General features: G+C 65.9%; 19 protein-coding genes and 1 pseudogene. 8 read left to right on the top strand and 12 right to left on the bottom strand.

All coding sequences use genetic code 11. The features are described 5' to 3' along the window. Positions 1-114: 114 nt before the first annotated feature. Positions 115-558: a hypothetical protein gene (locus tag WC729_RS05155; protein ID WP_372850202.1), complete on the top strand. Its 444-nt coding sequence runs from the start codon at positions 115-117 to the stop codon at positions 556-558. Positions 559-647: 89 nt separating this feature from the next. Here WC729_RS05155 and WC729_RS05150 read toward each other — a convergent pair whose 3' ends face one another. Beyond that, positions 648-1,868 (bottom strand): glycosyltransferase, encoded by a 1,221-nt coding sequence (locus WC729_RS05150; RefSeq protein ID WP_372850200.1) that lies wholly within the window; start codon positions 1,866-1,868, stop codon positions 648-650. A gap of 140 nt (positions 1,869-2,008) precedes the next feature. Continuing rightward, positions 2,009-5,221, bottom strand: coding sequence for a cadherin domain-containing protein (locus WC729_RS05145; RefSeq protein ID WP_372850198.1), 3,213 nt, complete (start codon positions 5,219-5,221; stop codon positions 2,009-2,011). A 295-nt stretch (positions 5,222-5,516) separates the two neighbouring features. Between WC729_RS05145 and WC729_RS05140 the strand changes: the two genes are divergently transcribed. Both WC729_RS05140 and WC729_RS05135 read left to right on the top strand, forming a co-directional pair. Then, positions 5,517-6,053 carry an RNA polymerase sigma factor gene (locus tag WC729_RS05140; protein WP_372850196.1) on the top strand — a complete coding sequence of 179 codons (537 nt, stop codon included), beginning with the start codon at positions 5,517-5,519 and terminating at the stop codon, positions 6,051-6,053. Beyond that, positions 6,050-6,643: a hypothetical protein gene (locus WC729_RS05135; protein WP_372850194.1), complete on the top strand. Its 594-nt coding sequence runs from the start codon at positions 6,050-6,052 to the stop codon at positions 6,641-6,643. Before WC729_RS05140 ends, WC729_RS05135 begins: the two co-directional genes overlap by 4 nt. A gap of 171 nt (positions 6,644-6,814) precedes the next feature. Here WC729_RS05135 and WC729_RS05130 read toward each other — a convergent pair whose 3' ends face one another. Beyond that, positions 6,815-7,951, bottom strand: a complete 1,137-nt coding sequence (locus tag WC729_RS05130; protein WP_372850192.1) for a hypothetical protein — start codon at positions 7,949-7,951, stop codon at positions 6,815-6,817. A 418-nt stretch (positions 7,952-8,369) separates the two neighbouring features. Here WC729_RS05130 and WC729_RS05125 point away from each other — a divergent pair, with 418 nt between their 5' ends. After that, positions 8,370-8,807, top strand: coding sequence for a VOC family protein (locus WC729_RS05125; RefSeq protein ID WP_372850190.1), 438 nt, complete (start codon positions 8,370-8,372; stop codon positions 8,805-8,807). Between the two features lie 45 nt (positions 8,808-8,852). Here the strand turns inward: WC729_RS05125 and WC729_RS05120 are convergent, their stop codons facing one another. Both WC729_RS05120 and WC729_RS05115 read right to left on the bottom strand, forming a co-directional pair. Beyond that, positions 8,853-9,692 carry a hypothetical protein gene (locus WC729_RS05120; protein ID WP_372850188.1) on the bottom strand — a complete coding sequence of 280 codons (840 nt, stop codon included), beginning with the start codon at positions 9,690-9,692 and terminating at the stop codon, positions 8,853-8,855. Positions 9,693-9,697: 5 nt separating this feature from the next. Beyond that, positions 9,698-9,907 (bottom strand): helix-turn-helix transcriptional regulator, encoded by a 210-nt coding sequence (locus tag WC729_RS05115; protein ID WP_372851017.1) that lies wholly within the window; start codon positions 9,905-9,907, stop codon positions 9,698-9,700. Between the two features lie 243 nt (positions 9,908-10,150). Between WC729_RS05115 and WC729_RS05110 the strand changes: the two genes are divergently transcribed. Beyond that, positions 10,151-10,768, top strand: coding sequence for a hypothetical protein (locus tag WC729_RS05110; RefSeq protein ID WP_372850186.1), 618 nt, complete (start codon positions 10,151-10,153; stop codon positions 10,766-10,768). Here WC729_RS05110 and arsH read toward each other — a convergent pair. From arsH to WC729_RS05080, 6 genes and pseudogenes are all read right to left on the bottom strand, one after another. Next, a complete protein-coding gene (gene arsH / locus WC729_RS05105) occupies positions 10,765-11,517 on the bottom strand; it encodes an arsenical resistance protein ArsH (RefSeq protein WP_372850184.1) in 753 nt (250 codons plus the stop codon). The two genes, WC729_RS05110 and arsH, sit on opposite strands and share 4 nt — an antisense overlap. A gap of 26 nt (positions 11,518-11,543) precedes the next feature. Further along, a pseudogene (locus WC729_RS05100) lies at positions 11,544-11,636 on the bottom strand (arsenate reductase); the annotation flags it as partial. After that, a complete protein-coding gene (locus WC729_RS05095; protein WP_372850182.1) occupies positions 11,633-12,172 on the bottom strand; it encodes an arsenate reductase ArsC in 540 nt (179 codons plus the stop codon). The gene WC729_RS05095 and the pseudogene WC729_RS05100, both read right to left, overlap by 4 nt. After that, positions 12,169-12,516, bottom strand: a complete 348-nt coding sequence (locus tag WC729_RS05090; protein WP_372850180.1) for an ArsR/SmtB family transcription factor — start codon at positions 12,514-12,516, stop codon at positions 12,169-12,171. Before WC729_RS05090 ends, WC729_RS05095 begins: the two co-directional genes overlap by 4 nt. Positions 12,517-12,622: 106 nt before the next feature. Then, positions 12,623-12,994, bottom strand: a complete 372-nt coding sequence (locus tag WC729_RS05085) for a hypothetical protein (protein WP_372850178.1) — start codon at positions 12,992-12,994, stop codon at positions 12,623-12,625. A 190-nt stretch (positions 12,995-13,184) separates the two neighbouring features. Further along, positions 13,185-13,556, bottom strand: coding sequence for a hypothetical protein (locus WC729_RS05080; protein WP_372850176.1), 372 nt, complete (start codon positions 13,554-13,556; stop codon positions 13,185-13,187). 288 nt (positions 13,557-13,844) lie between these two features. On the opposite strand from WC729_RS05080, the gene WC729_RS05075 reads away from it, so the two are divergent. The 3 genes from WC729_RS05075 to WC729_RS05065 all read left to right on the top strand — a co-directional run bounded on the left by WC729_RS05075 (position 13,845) and on the right by WC729_RS05065 (position 16,244). Then, the gene (locus WC729_RS05075) at positions 13,845-14,531 is read left to right on the top strand and encodes a hypothetical protein (RefSeq protein ID WP_372850174.1); all 687 of its coding nucleotides are present in this window, start codon (positions 13,845-13,847) and stop codon (positions 14,529-14,531) included. A 142-nt stretch (positions 14,532-14,673) separates the two neighbouring features. Beyond that, positions 14,674-15,234: an isochorismatase family protein gene (locus WC729_RS05070; protein ID WP_372850172.1), complete on the top strand. Its 561-nt coding sequence runs from the start codon at positions 14,674-14,676 to the stop codon at positions 15,232-15,234. After that, positions 15,231-16,244, top strand: coding sequence for a GlxA family transcriptional regulator (locus WC729_RS05065; RefSeq protein WP_372850170.1), 1,014 nt, complete (start codon positions 15,231-15,233; stop codon positions 16,242-16,244). Before WC729_RS05070 ends, WC729_RS05065 begins: the two co-directional genes overlap by 4 nt. Positions 16,245-16,264: 20 nt before the next feature. On the opposite strand, the gene WC729_RS05060 is transcribed toward WC729_RS05065, so the two are convergent. After that, entirely contained in the window at positions 16,265-16,831 is a 567-nt protein-coding gene (locus WC729_RS05060) for a DUF3617 domain-containing protein (protein ID WP_372850167.1), read from the bottom strand. Between the last annotated feature and the right edge of the window lie 6 nt (positions 16,832-16,837).

Here is a 16,837-nt window from a genome sequence, read left to right as displayed (position 1 = left end):
GCAAGCCGCGTTACGTGCACATTCACTTGGGCCACCCTATATGAGCATCAAGCCGGCACGGGGCGACGTTCGCTTTCCGAAACGTCTTCGCGCCCGCCCCCGAGGAGTGAACTGATGACATCCCTGTTTGCCAAGGCGGGCCTTGCGCTCGCGCTGAGCGCCACCGCGCTGACCGCCGCCGCCCCTGCCGATGCGCAGCGTTATGGCGGGCGCCATCGTGGCCATGACAATACCGGCACCGCGATCGTCGCTGGCGTCGCCGGCCTGGCGATCGGTGCCGCGATCGCGTCGAGCGCCAATCGCGACCGCTATTATGACGATGGCTATTACGACCAGGGCTATTACGGCCCGGATTATTATTATGACGACGGTTATTACCGCGCGCCGCCGGTGGTCTATTACAACCAGCGTTATGTCGACCGGCGCTATTACAACCGCCGCGACTATCGCGGGTACGACCGCGGCTATCGCGGCGGCTATGGCCGTGGCGGCTATGGCGGTCACGGTGGTTATGGCGGCCACGGCGGCCATGGCGGCCATGGCGGCCATCGCCGCTAAGGTCTGACGCTACCCTGTTCGACGCTGCACGCGTTGACTCCCTGCCGCCCGGCCAGCACTGGCCGGGCGGCTTCTTGTAAGCGGCCCGTTCAGCAGATGCCGGCGACGAGCATCGCCGCGGCGATCGTCGCTCCGCCGCCATGGACCGTCCCGGCCAGGGCGGCCGCCCGTTCGCGGGTCTCCGGGGCGAGCGCCGTGCGCAGCCCGGCCGAGAGCGACTCGACGCCCGGCACGGGGCCGTCATGCGCGGCGCCGATGCCCAGCTCGGCCACGCGGCGCGCCCAATAGGGCTGGTCCCCGATCTGCGGCACGACCAGTTGCGGCGTCCCCGCCCGGGCCGCTGCCGTCGTCGTGCCCGCGCCGCCATGGTGGACGATCGCCGCGACCCGCGGGAACAGCGCCTGCTGGTTGACCTCGCCGATCACGAAGCAATCGTCGCGGTCGTCGATCGACGCCAGCTCGGCCCAGCCGCGCAACAGCAGCGCGCGGCGGCCCTGTGCGCGGATCGCGTCGATCGCCACCCGGGCGGCATCCTGCGCGGCGCTCATCGGCATGCTGCCGAAACCGACATAGACCGGCGGCGCGCCGGCATCGAGGAACGCCAGCAGATCGGCCGGGAGCGGGCGGTTGTCCGGCAGGATCCACGCCCCGGTCTGCACCACGTCGCACAGGTCGGTCGCTTCCCAGGGGCTCAGCACCGGATCCGACGCCAGCCAGGGATGGTCGGTGAAGACATGCTCGCGGACATTCGCCACCGGCGCCAGGCCGATCGAGACGCGGTGGTCGTTGATCCCCCCACCGAAGATCGTCTGCATGGTCTGCGCATTCTCGGCCCATAGCGTCTGGATGTCGGGCGCGTCCTCCGACAGCGCATGGCCCCGATAGGTGTGGGGCAGGTGATGCGTCGAGGGCAGCCAGATCGGGCAGAAGGTCGCATAGACATAACGCAAGCCGCGCTGCTCGGCGACCGCGCACGCGGCGGCGGTGGACGGGAACAGCCCAGCCGCCAGGATCATGTCGCACCCGTCGGCCGCCGCGCCGATCGCGTCATATTGCGCGGCGACGATCTCGGCCGCGCGTCTGGGCAGGTCGAAGGTCGACGGACTGGCCATCGCCTTGGTCGCCCATTCCCGCGTCGAGGAAAAGGCCGGCACCAGCGTCACGCCGGCGCGGTCGAGCAGGCTCGCGAATTCCGCGTCCGGCGGCGCGCACACCACTGCCTCCGCGCCGATCGCCTGCAACGCGACGGCAAGCGCCGCCATCGGCTGTACGTCGCCGCGCGATCCGTAGGTCGATAACAATATACGCATGATGCTGCTCCCTCAGGTTGCGAATCGAGGGCAGCGTTCATGGCGCATGGAGGGGTACTTGCCGCAAGTCCCCATGTGCCGTATAACATTTACATGGGAAGGGGCGATCGCTTCCCGTCTTCCCGCACCGCGTGAAATTCCTACAGCAGGAAATCCGACCCGGTCAGCGCCATCATCCCGGTGAGCTGGACCTGGAAGTCGGCCACGCCGTCGCCGTTCACATCGCCCGACACCAGCGTGTTGCCGCTCGCCGTCTCGTAACGCAGCTGCCCGGCGATCCCGGAAAAGGCCGAGGTGCCGATAAAGGCGAAGGCCTGGTTGCCGCCGGCCAGGGCGTTCGCGTCGATCGCGGAGAGCGAGATGGTGTCGTCCGGCGCATAGAAATCGATGATCACGTCGCGCGCCGATACGGTGGATTCGGAGACTGCGGTATAGACGAACAGGTCGTGGCCCGCGCCGCCGCTCATCTGGTCCGCTCCCGCGCCGCCGGTCAGCATGTCGTTGCCCGCGCCCGTCTGGATGATATCGTTGCCCTCCCGGCCATTGACCGTGTCTTCCTCACCGGTGGAGCGGAAAGCGGGATTGGAGCTGCCGGGCGTGATGATATCGGCGCCGGTCGTGCCGGTGATGCTGCGGCCGTTGACGTCGGTGACGGTCACGTTCAGCGCCTGGGTGTCGAACAGCGCGCCGTCGCCGGCCTGCACGATGACGGAATAGATATTGTCGCCATTGGCGTCGCCCGGCTGCTCATAATCGGTCGCGCTGACGAAGCGGAGCACGCCGGTCTGCGCGTTGATGCTGAAGCGCGCCGCATCCGCGCCGCCGATGATCGCAAAGCCGGGCGCGGTGCCGTCCGGATCGGCGGCGAGCACCGTGGTGACGGCGGTGCCGTTCTCGCTCACCGAGATCGACGCCGTGGCGCCGCCGCCATTGGAGGTGATCGCCGCCCGCTCGTTGACGTTCTGCACCTCGATGGAAAAGGCCTGGGTGTCACTGAATGTGCCGGCCGCCGCGGCCACCACGACCTCATAATGGCCGTCGCCATCGGCATCGGCCGGCGCCTCGAAATCGGGCCCGCCGACAAAGCTGAGCAGTCCCGTCGTCGAGACGATCGCGAAGAGGCTCGCATCGGCGCCGCCGGCGATCGAATAGCTCACAAAGTCGCCGTCCGCGTCGACCGCGGCAACCGTCGCGACGCTGGTCTGGTTCTCGGCCACCGCCAGCGACAAGCTGTCCGCGCCGCCGCCCGAGACGATCGTCACGCCCTCGTCGACATTGCCGATCGTGACCGACACCGATTGCACGGCATTGCGCGTGCCGTCGGTCGCCGAGACCAGTATGTCATAGACATTGTCGCCGTCCGCATCGCCGGGCGCCTCGAAATCGGGCGCGGCCAGCAGGTTCAGCGCGCCCGACTGCGCATCGATCGTGAACAGCGCGGCATCGGCGCCGCCAGCGATCTCATAGCCGATCGTCGCGCCACTTTGCGAATTTGCGACGACCGTGCCGACCGCCATCGCATTCTCGCCCGACGACAGCGCCAGCACCGGCGCTGCAAAGGTCAGCTCCGCCACGTCGTCGGCGATGGTGGCGGAGATCGTCTGGTAATCGAAATAGTCGCCGTCCGTGGCGCCGACGATCACTTCATAGACATTGTCGCCGTCCGCATCGCCCGGCGTCTCGAAGTCGCGCGCGCCGATGAAACGAAGCGTGCCGGTCCCGGCCTCGAACTCGAACAGCGCGGCATCGGCGCCGCCGGCGATGAAATAGCTGGGCGTGTCGCCGTCCACATCCTCGGCCAGCACGGCCGCGACCAGGGTCGTATTCTCGTCGACCGAGACCGCGACGGGATCGCCGCTGCCCGAGACGATCGCCAAACCCTCATTCGCGTTGACCAGGGTGACGGCGAGCGCCTGGCTATCCGATGTCAGGCCGTCGGTGGCGCCGACCACGACGTCATAGTCATTGTCGCCGTCCGCATCGCCGGGCGCTTCGAAATCGGGTGCGCCGATAAAGGTCAGCGCGCCGGTGACGGCATCGATCGCGAACAGCGCGGCATCCGCACCGCCCATCAGGACATAGCTGATCGCCGCGCCGCCATGGTTCGCCGCCGCGACGATCGTCACCGCGGTGCCGTTCTCCGCGACCGAGACCGCCGCATCGTCCTCCCCGTCGCCCGAGGTGATGGCGACTGACCAGTGCGGCGCGAACAATTGCGCCATCACCTGATCGTCATCGGCGCCCGCGCCGTTGAGGTCAGTCCAGGTCACCACGAAGGAGCCGTCGTCCAGCCCGACGATGCCCGGGTCGATCTGGTCGCCATTGGTCTGGGAATTGACCTGCACCGGGCCGCCGATCGCCAGCCCGTCAGCGCCGATCACCTGGACGAACACGGCCCGGCCCGATCCGTCGCTGAGCGGCGCCTGGTTGGAGGTGAAGGCGATCGCCAGCCCGCCATCGGCGAGCGCTGCCAGCTCGGGGCCGACCGCGGTTCCGGCGAGCGCGGTGCCGACATCGATCTGGCTGCCGATGCGGACACCCGCCGCCGAGAAGATCTGGATATGATGCTCGGACGAGTCGTACCAGGCGACCGCGAAATTGCCGTTGGCGAGCGTGACCACCGAGGATTCGACGGACGTCGCGGGCGTGTTGTTGACGACGAAATCCGCCCCGACACGCGCCCCGGCCGCGTCGAAGATTTGCGCCTTGATCACCCATCCCGCGCCGCGATCCGTCCAGGTCACGACATAACCGCCATCGGCCAGCGCGGTGATCGACGAATCCGCCTGATTGCCCGCCGTCGCGACATTGACCAGCGTATCGGCGCCGGTCGCGGTGCCGTTCTGGTCGAAGGTCCGCACATGGACGCCCGATCCGGTGGTGTCGCCGCCCGTTATGCGATTATCCTCCCAGCTGACCGCAAAGCCGCCATCGGCCAGGCCGGCGATATCGGGCATGGTGATGCTCGATACCGTGGAGGAGAGGGAGACGATGGCCAACACCGGCCCGGTCGCCGCGCCGCTCGCGTCGAATATCTGCGCGCTGATCGACCCCGATCCAATCCAGGCGACGACATAGCCGCCATCGGCGAGCCCGGTGACGGTCGGCTGGATGACGCCGTTGGCCGTCACGACGACCGATTCCCCCCCGATCGGCGTGCCGTCGGATGTGTAGATCTGCGATCTGATCGACCGGCCGGCGGTGGTGTTGAAATCGGCGTCGACCCAGGTGACGATGAAATTGCCGTTGGCAAGCCGGTTCACATCCGTCTGCGCCTGAGTGCGCGCATAGGTGGCGTTGACGATGATCTCGCCGCCCGATGCCGAATATTCCAGGATGCTGTCGCTGCTCATGTCTCACCGCCCCGTTGCGCTTGAATCCGGAAAAGATTGCGCAGCGAAAACTTATAATGGGTAAATGTGGAGGATATTTTACAGTATAGAAATTGCGAGAGATGCTGTAGATAACATGATCTTTACTAGCCGTCGGCAACATAGTGCTTCCGCTGCCGATGTTGATCGCGCAGCTGCCTGGCTGGGGAAACGGCGTGCTTGCCGGGGGCGGTTCATCCTCGCCCGCCCTTTTTTTGCCTGCCGCGCGTAAGATTTCCCGCGCCCGCTCGACTATATGTCCGAACGGAGGGAATGGATGAACCAGGGCCGCGCCAATCAGGATCGGGACGCTCGCTATGCCGATGCCGCGCGCAGCTACGGCGCGGCGATCGAGCGTCTCGCCCGCGGCTATGAGGCGGACGCCGAGCTGCGGCGGGATCTCGTCCAGGAAATCCACGCCGCGCTCTGGCGCAGCTATGGCTATTTCGAAGGGCAATGCTCGGAGCGGAGCTGGGTCTATCGCATCGCGCATAATGTCGCGGTCACGCATCTGATCGCCCGCCGGCGCCTGAAGCGCGAAAGCCTTGCCGGGCTCGACGAAGTCGAGCTGCTCCCCGACAGCGGCGATCTCGAACAGGAGGCGGCCGGGCGCTGGCTCGTCGAGCAATTGCTGGCGACGATCCACCGGCTCGCGCCCGCCGACCGGCAGGTCATGCTGCTCTATCTCGAGGATCTGAGCGCCGCCGAGATCGCTGACGTGACCGGCATGTCCCCGGGCGCCGTCGCGGTGCGCATCCACCGCATCAAGGCGCTGCTGGCCAAACCCTATGCTGAACAAGGAGCCCGCGCATGAGCGATCCTGATCTCGTCAAGCAGGCCTGGCAGGCGAGCGCCGCCGATCCGGCCCTGCCCGATCTCGCCTCGGTGCGGGCCGGCGCCGACCGGTTCTATCGCCGGGTCCGGCGCCGCAACGCGGTCGAATATGCGGCCGCCGTCTTCGTCGTCATCGCCTTCTCGGCTTATGTCGTGATCCTTCCCTTGCTCACGATGCGGGTGGGTGCGGCGATGGTCGTGCTCGGCACCCTGTTCGTCGTCCGGCAGCTCCACCGCCTCGCCTCGGCAACGCCGCCGCCCGAGCGCGCCGCCGCGGAACCGATCCTGGTCCATCAGCGCGCCCAGCTCGCCCGCCAGCGCGACGCGCTTGCCGGCGTCTTCACCTGGTATCTGCTGCCGCTGATCCCCGGCTTTGTCGTCATGACGCTCGGCCCCATGCTGGAGCGGGGCGGTGCCGCGGGATTGCTTCACATCCCGCGCGCGACCTGGATCGTGCTGATCAGCGCGGCCGTGGCCTTCACCGGCGTCTGGCTGCTCAACCAGCGCGGCGCGGCGCGGCTGGGCACGCAGATCGACGACATCGACGCGCTGGTGGGCGGGAAGGAATGAGATGACGAACGGGGAACGAAAGCTGCTCACACGCGGTATGGCTGCTGGCGCGATCATAGGCGTGGCCCTTGGACTCATCATCGCATTGTTCATCGCGATGAGACCGGAGCTCTTCGCAGCCTTGGTCCGGTGAAAAGGTCACCGTAATCCCGGCTTCGTAACAATAGCCGCCTAGAAATGCTCCTCGACACGCTGGATGCGACACATCACCCGGGCGCCGCCTTCAGGCCTTATGCCCACCAGAATGGCGGTCGGCCGTTGCTCGACATTGGTCGGGTTCGCCAGGAAATACAGCCGTCCGTCGATGCGTTGGGGCACGAAATGGACATAGCGTGGGCTGGCCCCGGGATAGATGCCGCGTTGTCCGCCGACGAGGCGCGTCCAGCCCCGCGCTTCGCCGAGCGGCAGCACGTTCGGATCGTCCCCGGGCTTCTCGTTGTGAAAATCGATCCGAGGCACGAGCCTTGTCGTATCGGTGCCTTGCGGCAGCACGAAGACGACATCGCCGTCGAAGAAGTGGTACTCGCCGTGCAACACGAGAATCCGCCGCTGGACGCCGGGCGCGATCTCGATATCGGCTTGTCCGACCTCTGAACGCGGCAGTTTCCGAAGCGGAAAATTCCAGGCGAACGGCGCCTTGTCGTGCCCGAAAAGCGCGAAGGTGAACGCGACATCGTCGAACATCTTCGACCGCATCGTCTCGACATAATGGCGGCAAAAACCCGCCGATGCCTCGACACGGGTCGCCAGCAGCGTCCCCAGCTTCCACTTGCGGCCATTTGCCGGATATTCGACGGTGTCTGTCCGATATCTCTTGCCGAACCGGAACCGTTCGTCGGTGCAAGTCTGGGCCCCGTCATCGCGCGCCCGGCACCAGGTCAACCGATTCGGCCGGACAACCAACGCCGTCATTGACTGATAATCATAGGCACCATGGCCGGGCTTCCACTCCGTCGCCGAGAAGACCTTCCGCCGGTCGATCCACAGGCTGAAAAAGGCGGGCGGATCGGCACCCCCCATTCCATAAGCGAAGGCCTGTTTCTGGCCGTCGCGCAACCGCAGGCGCCAGCCGTTCGGCAGAACGCAATCAGTGCGCTTGCTCGCCTTGGCGCGCGACAGCCCGCCATCGATCCGGTGAGGAAGCGTGCGGAAGCTGGTCGGGTCCTCGTCGAACGCGCCGCCAAAGCGGATCAGCGCGACATTGCCGCGCCGGCTGCAGGTGATATCGGCATGGGGCGTCCAGTAATTGGCCCAGGCTGGTGATGCTGCGGCAAATGCCGGGGCAATGAGCAAATAGCGCCAGGACATGAAATATTCCCTTCTTGAAGGGATTCTATCATCGCCACGGGAATGGAACGCGCGGAAAAGGCAGCAAAAAACCGCAGGTGCCGGCAAATCGTCGTCACGATGACGTACAAAAGGCCCTTGATCGGCCCGCTCCTTCGCCCCGCTCCTTCAGGGTCGGCGTTTCGCCGGCCCGCACCAGCCGATCGTCACCGCAAGGCCGAGACCGCATGGGGCTCGGTCGCCGCATGCATCGACCTGCCAGCCCGAAAGAAACCTAAAGATTTCGACAGCGGTTTAATGGAAGGTTGGGCCAATAGGCGTGCCTTCATAACGCGTGCAATCGGGCATGAACCGAAGGGACTTCACCAAATCGGGTTTGCGCTGATCAGCGGGAGCAGGCGACACCTTGTAGATGGAACGACACCCAGGAGTTGGAAACATGGCAGTCAAACGGATGGACAATGTCGGAATCGTCGTCGAGGATCTCGAAGGGGCGATCGATTTCTTTCGCGAACTCGGCCTCGAGCTCGAAGGGCGGGGCGCGATCGAAGGAGAATGGGCCGGACGGGTGACGGGACTGGGCGATCAGCATGTCGAGATCGCCATGATGCGCACACCGGACGGCCATAGCCGGCTCGAGCTCTCCCGCTTCCTCACGCCGCCTGTCGTCGCGGATCACCGCACTGCCCCGGTCAACGCGCTGGGCTATCTCCGCGTCATGTTCGCCGTGGACGATATCGACGACACGCTTGAACGGCTCCGCCCGCGCGGCGCGCAGCTCGTCGGCGAGCTGGTCCAGTATCAGGACACGTATCGGCTCTGCTACATCCGCGGGCCCGAAGGGCTGCTCATCGGACTCGCCCAGGAACTCGGCTGAGCGCGTACCGCAATTCCGGCCCTCTTCCTTGACGCCCGGAAGCGCTCACCGCGTGAGCAGCCTCCGCCGCCCCACCGCGATGAAGCTCGCCACGAACAACAGCACGGTGAACAGCGTCAGCCAGTCGAGCGGCGCCGGCCCGGCTACGAAGCCGAGATGCGCCAGCATCGCCCAGCCGCCGCCAACCACCAGGATCAGGTAGAAGGCCATGTTGCCGGCCTCGTACGACAGGGTGCGCCCCAACTCGTCCGACAGCCGCCAGACAGCGACCCCCAGCACGGTGAGGATGGCGATCAGGACCAGCGCGCCCGCCAGCGCGGCCGCCGGGGACACCACGCCGCCGTGCCCGGCAAGACCCAGCGCGATCAGCAACAGGCCGCACGCGGCAGTCCAGACATAGCTGTAGAGAAACAACCGGCCGCGTTCGCGCATCTCTTCCGCCGCCACCTCGTCGGCAATGAAATCGGCGCCCGTGTGAGCGCTCGCCAGGGTAAGGGTCCCGAGGCACCCCATGACGACAAGGGTCGATCCGGCCACGGCGGCGACCCATTCCGAGCCGCCGATCGCGCCCGCTCGGGCGAACGCGCCGAAGCCCCGGATGACGAGCACGCAGAGGATAACGGCCACCGCGCTCGCGATGGCGAAATTGCGGACGGTCCGGCGGTTGAAGGGCCGCTTCCAGCTGCTGAAGCCGACGCACGCCATCGCGAATATCAGGGCCAGACCCAGCTTCGCCGCGACCTGCGGCGATCCGAGCATCGCACCCATTACGTCCTGGTGCAGGAGCGCGGAGACGCCCCACACGGCGATCACATAGCTGACGGCGCCCGCGGCGCTCCAGGCCGCGAAGTTGCGCCATTGGGCGCTGGGCTTGTCGTTCGCCATGGCCGTCATTCCTCCTCGGGTTCCCAATGGTCGACAAACAGCTCGGGCACGGCGACGCCGAACAGCTTCGCCATGCGCAGCGCCAGCGGCAGGCTGGGGTCGTATTTGTCGGTTTCGACCGCATTGATCGTCTGCCGCGAGACGCCGAGCCGCCGGGCCAGCTCGCCCTGGCTCCACGCCTTCGCTTCGCGCATTTCCTTCAGGCGGTTTTCCAGAACGAGCCTCCAGCTGTAAAGAGCTCTTTACAGGGGTGCGATGCGGGGTGTCAAGAGCTCTTTACAGGCCATCGGGCGACGAATGCATCGAGGCCATCACACGCCTAAAGCGAATTGCGGTGACATGGCGTACCCCCCAGTGTCGCCCACAACGCATCTTGAGGATCATGACACAAAATTCATTTCTATAGTTCCACGAACAGGGAATCATGCTAGCCGTCGGCCGAGTCCGGGGAGGGTTCCATGCTGGTGCGACTGCGATCATTCACGTCCGGGCAGCGTCGCTTCGAAACCTTGGTTGATGGCTATGCCCTGGTCCTGGCCGAGACCGCCGGAGCCCTGATAGGCGCATTCTCGTCATCGGCGGGCGACCCCCGCCATGTCGTGATAAAGCAAAACAAGACCAGGGCGGATGCGCTGAGCCGCGCGTTGCGGACTCGGAGTGCGCGACGATGGAGTGCCCCCGACGAGCGGATCGCCGTGTTTGCACTGCTCGACGCGCTCGACAGCGCCATGGCCGATATCGACCGGGCGGCACGGACAGCCCTCGGCGTCGAGACCGACCCTGCACTCGGGGAACTGGAGCGTGCCCTGATCGATGCGATCGATGTCGTTGCCGCAGCGTTACCGTTCCTGCGTTCGACCAGTACCTATCGCCCCCAGTTGCGTCTGGCCGCGACCGACATCGCGAAGCTGGGGGAACGTGCCGCTGCGCTGCATGTCGGAGGGTTGCGGGCGCTGAGCCGGGCATCGCCTGACGCCGCCGAACTCGCGGTTCGGCACGACATCTATGCCCGTCTCGAATGTATCCGCCATCGGTTGACCGAGGCCGGGATCGCGATCGAGCGCCTGCCGGGTTAGGCGCTGCCGCTCCGCCCGATCGCGATTGCCGAAAGATCGGTTGTCGGATCGATCCGCCGGCCAACTTCCTTACGCTCGGAATAGCGATCGACGAGTTGCACGGCATGCGGGCGCAGCAGCACCGTGAACCGCACCAGTTCCTCCATCACATCGACGATCCGGTCATAATAAGCCGATGGTTTCATCCGGCCGTGCTCGTCGAATTCCTGGAAAGCCTTGGCGACGCTCGACTGATTGGGGATGGTGACCATGCGCATCCAGCGGCCGAGCAGGCGGAGCGTGTTGACCGCGTTGAACGACTGCGAGCCGCCCGACACCTGCATCACCGCAAGCGTCCGGCCCTGGGTCGGGCGCATGCCGCCCATCGACAGCGGCAGATGGTCGATCTGCGCCTTCATGATGCCCGAGACCTGGCCGTGCCGCTCGGGGCTGCACCAGACATGACCCTCGGACCACATCGACAACTCGCGCAGCTCATGGACCGCGGGATGGTCGTCACCCTTGATCTGGTCGGGCAGCGGCAAGGTGCTCGGATCGAAGATGCGCGTCTCCGCCCCGAAAAATTGCAGCAGCCGGGCTGCTTCCTCGGTCGCAAAGCGCGAGAAGGACCGCTCGCGCAGCGAGCCGTAGAGCAGCAGGATGCGCGGTGGCGGCTGGTCGGCACCGAGGCCCGTGGCTGGACGGCGATGGGCAAAGTGCGGGTCGAGCGCGGGCAGGTCTTCGGGGTCGGTAAGGTCGCGAAGCGGCATCAGGCAAATCGATCCAGTGTCTTGTCGATATGCGGCTCGAGTCCCGCATTGCGGATCATCGCCAGGGTGTTGCGTGACGTGCCGCAGTCGGGATGGTGGCAGATGATGATGTCGGTCATTCGGCGGCACCCGAGTTCGCGGCTTCCCGTTCGGCCGCATCGTCATGGATCGATTGGAGGCGCTGGCGGATCGCCAAGGCGGGCACGTCTCGCGCGCGGATCGGCAGCTCGACCAGCCTGGCGATTCGGCGCGCCAACGCGTCGTGCGTCGCTTCGAAGGCGGCGTCGACCAGTGCTTCGTCTCCTTCGACCGCCGCCGGATCGGGTAGTCCCCAATGCGCCCTGATCGGATGTCCCGGCCAGATCGGACAGGTTTCTCCTGCCGCGTTGTCGCAGACGGTGATCACCAGATCGATTGACGGCGCCTCCGGGCCTGTGAACTCGTCCCAGCTTTTCGAGCGCAGGCCTTCGATGGGATAGCCGTGGCGCTTGAGCAGACGGATCGCGCCGGGATGCACCGTGCCCTTTGGAAACGAACCGGCCGAGAAACCGGTGAATCGGCCTTCGCCAAGCCGGTTGATGATCGCCTCGCCGAGAATCGAACGCGCGCTGTTGCCCGTGCAGAGCACGAGAATGTTGGTGGTCTCGAGGGTCACGCCGCCTCCGTCGGTTCGCAATGGCTGCGAAGCACCACCTCGGCCAGCGAGGCGCAGATTTCGGGCGAGCCGCCACAGCAGTCCTGCAGCAGATATTCCAGCAACGCCGTCATGTTCTCATATTTCGCCATATAGATGATCGACCGACCCTCACGCCGACTGTCGATCAAGTCGGCATGGGCAAGGATCGTGAGGTTCGCCGAAAGTGTGTTCGGTGGCACGTCCAGCCGGCGGGCGATTTCACCCGCCGGGATGCCGTCATGGCCGGCCTGGACCAGCATGCGGAAGACAGAGAGCCGCGCTTGATGCGCGAGCGCAGATAGCGCGGTGACAGCGTGCTTCATTTCCATTGTTCCTCATTAGCGGAAATGAGGACACCGGCAACGTCCATGGGCGATGAAGATGAACGTCGCCCGACTGGTGTCACCGCCGAACGATCAGGCATCGTCCCTACCGTGCCGTTCCGGCCTTGAGTTCGAACGAACCCGCACGACCCTTTGCGAATGTCTGTTCGCAGGCGCTCGCACCTGCCGACTTGAAGGGGCACGCCATTGCGGGGGCCGATATCGAAACGACGAGGGGCGCCTTGTTGGCATTCTTGATGTCGCAGGACGCGCGCCTCAACTCCGGATCGGAATAGCTGTTCCGTTCGGGATCGAGAATACGCACGATCTGCTCGCCACCCGATCGAGTGACATGGCAGATCATCTCCCAGCGTCCCTCGCCCCGTGCGGACACTGTCGACATCGCGTCCTTACCGTCCCCCGCGAGAGCTGCGCTCGTGCTTGTCACCAACAGCATCCCCACCATCAAGCTCTTCATTCCATCCTCCTAAAGGTTCCATATTTCCACAATAGACGAAATAACGAATATTGAAAGGGGCTTGTGATGACCGTGACGGGGTATTCGCGGTCGTTCGCAAGCGCAGGAAGGCGGCGACAGCGCCTAATGTTCCATGCGTCGCCCGGTGTGGAAATACCCTCACCAAAGCGCTGCCGTCGCCGCCAAGCGCTCAGCCTCTCTTCCGAATCTCGATCCGGCCCGACGACCCGGCCGTGAAAACCTGTCGGCATATCTTCGGTTGCGGCGTCGGTAGAGTGCAGCTGTAGTGCGGGCTCTTCAGCCAGATGGTCAGCGGCCTGTCCGTGGCCGCCTGGTAAGTGCAGCTACCGCTGATGGGCTCGCCAAGATGCAGCCTGTCGGTCTTGCCGCGCGCTTCCCGGCTTACCGTCTGGCCCTTCTTGTCCTGATACTCGCAGCGAACCACCCAGTCGCCCTTCCCGGAGATTCGGACCTGAAGCACCTCATTGGGTGGTTCCCATTGGCCATGCGCAGGTACGGCAGCGAGCATTATCAGCAACGGCGAAACATTGAGCCATTTCATTGGACGTCCTCCCGGTTTGGGATCAAGCCGGCGCGACTCGATTCCATATTTCCACGATATCAGAAATATTGGTTGAACCAAGTCGGTATGAGCCGCCAGTGGCAACGCGCAATCTGCCCGTTCTGTCGGGCTGGACTGTTGATGTCTGCGACGGAAAATTAATTAACTATTTGATTTATATCAATAAAAAATTCAGCATCTGGCGCGGAAAATGTCAGCAAACTCCCTGACATTTTGCGCGCCCCGCCCTTGATTCAAATCATATCCCACCGCCGCTATCCCGGCACCATGATCTACGAGCCAGAATTCGCCGATCAGGCCCGCACCATGTGCCGCCTCGGCGCCACCGACGAGGAACTCGCCGAGCATTTCGGCGCCTGCGTCCGAACCATCTATCGCTGGCGCAACACGCATGAGGCATTCGCCGAGGCGGTCGTCGCCGGCAAGAAGCACGCCGATGCCCGGGTCGAGCGCGCGCTCTACTCCCGCGCTATCGGCTGCACGGTCGAGCGCACCAAAGTGTTCAAGAGCGCCGGCGAAGACCCGGTCTACGCCACCTACCAGCATCATTTGCCGCCCGATACCACCGCCGCGCTGAACTGGCTTCGCGTCCGTCAGCCGAAGAAATGGCGCATGGCGGAGAAGGAGGAGGAGATGAGCGAAAGCCGAAAGGCGCTTACGGAGTTCGTCCGCCGCTGCGAAGCCAGAGACGAGGAGAAAAGGCTGGCGCGACAGCGGGAGCAGCAGCCGTCGACACCACCGCCTCCTCCGCCGCTGGAACCCGTCGCGCTGGCGCCCGATCCGGCGCCGCAGCCCTGCCCATGCCCGGATGAAGACCCGCACCCGGCGCCCGCAACAAAACCGGCCCCACCGCCGCCTCCTGCGCCAAAAACCGTGATGCGCCCGTGCGACTTCCCCATCAGCAACCGGGGCCCGGGAGGCTATGGCTGGCAGCCGCCCGACCCCGGCGGCTGACCGATTGCGGCATGGACATCGCCGATCCCGTTCCGGCTATCGCAATGGCGTAGATTGTCCCATAACCGTCCGGCATCGATCTTTCCGCCCCGATGGAAGGGGCTATCCTGGTCGCCACACCGCTCGCACAGGAGATCATGAAATGTCCCCCATCGCCGTCATCGTCATCGATGCCCAGCAATCCTTCCGCCACGCGCCCTATTTCCGCGAGGACGATCTCGCCGCCTATATCGAGCGCCAGCAGGCGCTGATCGACGGCGCCGTCGCGGCCGGCCTGCCCGTCGTGCAGGTCTTCCATGTCGAGGAGGAGGGGCATTTCTCGGAAGGCTCGGGCCTGGTCAGGACGCTCGAGCCGCTGCGCTTCGTGCCCACCGTCACGTTCCGCAAGCGCCGTCACAGCGCGCTGATCGGCAGCGGGCTCGACGTGTGGCTCACCATGAACGGCATAAGGCGCGTGATCGTTTCCGGCATCCGCACCGAGCAATGCTGCGAGACGACGACGCGCGGCGCCTCCGACCTGGGCTATGAGGTCGACTTCGTCGGCGAGGCGACCCTGACCTTCCCGATGACCGACGCCTCGGGCCGGGTATGGAGCGCGGCCGAGATCCGGGCACGGACCGAACTCGTGCTGGACCGCCGCTTCGCCCGCATCGCCACCGTCGAGGCGGCGCTCGGCGGATCCGCGGAGCAGCTTGCCGCATGACCGCGGGCGTGCCCGGGCAACGGCGCGAGATACCGGTGGTGGTGGTCGTGCCGCCGCGCGTGCTGCTGCTCGACCTCGCCGGTCCGCTCGAGGTGCTGCGCAAGGCCAATCTCGAACAGGCGGCGGTGCGCTTCGCCGTCACCTATGTCGGCCCGCATGCCCTGGGCGACAGCTCGATCGGGCTCGGCCTTGCCGGCATCGCGCCGCTGCCGGACTCGCTCCCGGCCGGCGCACTGGTCGTGGTGCCGGGCTCGACGGACGAACTGCTCGGGCAGGGCAGGGTGAACCGCGCGGCGGATGATGCCGCCGAGGCGGAGATCGTCCGCTGGCTGGCGGCTGTCGTGCGGCCGGGGATGCGCCTCATGTCGATCTGCTCCGGCGCCTTGCTCGCCGGCCGGGCCGGCCTGCTCGACGGTTATGAATGCACCACCCACCACGCGACGATCGCCGAGCTGGTCCACGCCGCTCCCCGGGCGAAGGTGCTGGAGAACCGCCTGTTCGTCGACAGCGGCGATCGGCTGACCAGCGCAGGCATCACCGCGGGCATCGATCTCATGCTGCACATCGTCGCGCAGGAGGCGGGGCATGCGACCGCGCTCGCCATCGCCCGCTATCTCGTCATCTATCTGCGCCGCAGCGGCGCCGACCCGCAGCTTTCGCCCTGGCTGGAGGGGCGCAACCACATCCACCCCGCGATCCACCGCGCCCAGGATGCCGTCGCCGCCGACCCCTTGCGCGACTGGTCGGTCGCGGCGCTGGCCGAGGTCGCGGGGTCGAGCCCGCGCAACCTGTCGCGCCTGTTCAACGATCAGGCGGGCATGAGCGTGACCGACTATGTCAACCGCCTGCGCATCGCGCTCGCGCATGAGCTGGTGACGGCGTCGCAGCTCAGCATCGAGCTGGTCGCGGAACGGGCGGGCTTTGCGTCCGCCCGCCAGTTCCGCCGCGCCTGGAACCGCCTCCACGCGGTATCGCCGAGCCGGTTGCGGCAGGCGCATTCAGTGCATTGATGGGCGCGGGGGATGGCGGGTCAGCGGGTGAGCACCGAATAGACCATCCCCATCTTGCCCTTCATCTGGCCATCCTTCATGCCCGCGGGGCAGTCGCCGGTGCGCTTCGCGACGATCTTCTGATCGTCGCCGTTGACGCTGAGATCGAGCACCTCATCGAGCGTGTAGCCGGTCGCCACGTCGCCGGTCAGCGTGCCGCGCGTGGTGACCGGCTTCATGCCGGGCACGCCGCACACGGTCACATAGGTGAAGCCGGTCGCCGTCTTGGTGAAGGTGCGCGCGGTGCAGTCGCCGCCGTTGCCGATCTGCTGAAAGGCCGAATATTTCGCCTCCGACTTCTCGCCGACACAGAGCGTGTCGGTGGACAGCTCGTCGCCATTGGCCGCGACGTCAGTGAAGGTCCACAGGCCCGGCTGGCGCCTGGGCGCGGGGATATTGGGCCTGGCGTCCGAAGCGGTCAGCAGGTCCGTCTCGGGCGAGTCGACGACCTTGCTGTCGGTCGCGACCTCGTTTGCCGCCGGCGCTTGCGCGGACGGCGAACAGGCGGTGGCGGCGAGCAGCGCCGCGGCGGCGAGGGTGATGCGCATGATCCT

Source organism: Sphingomonas sp. (assembly GCF_041661825.1).
Classification (GTDB): Bacteria; Pseudomonadota; Alphaproteobacteria; order Sphingomonadales; family Sphingomonadaceae; genus Sphingomonas.
Note: the sequence above shows the minus strand (reverse complement) of the source record. Positions and strands in the feature narration are given on the sequence as shown.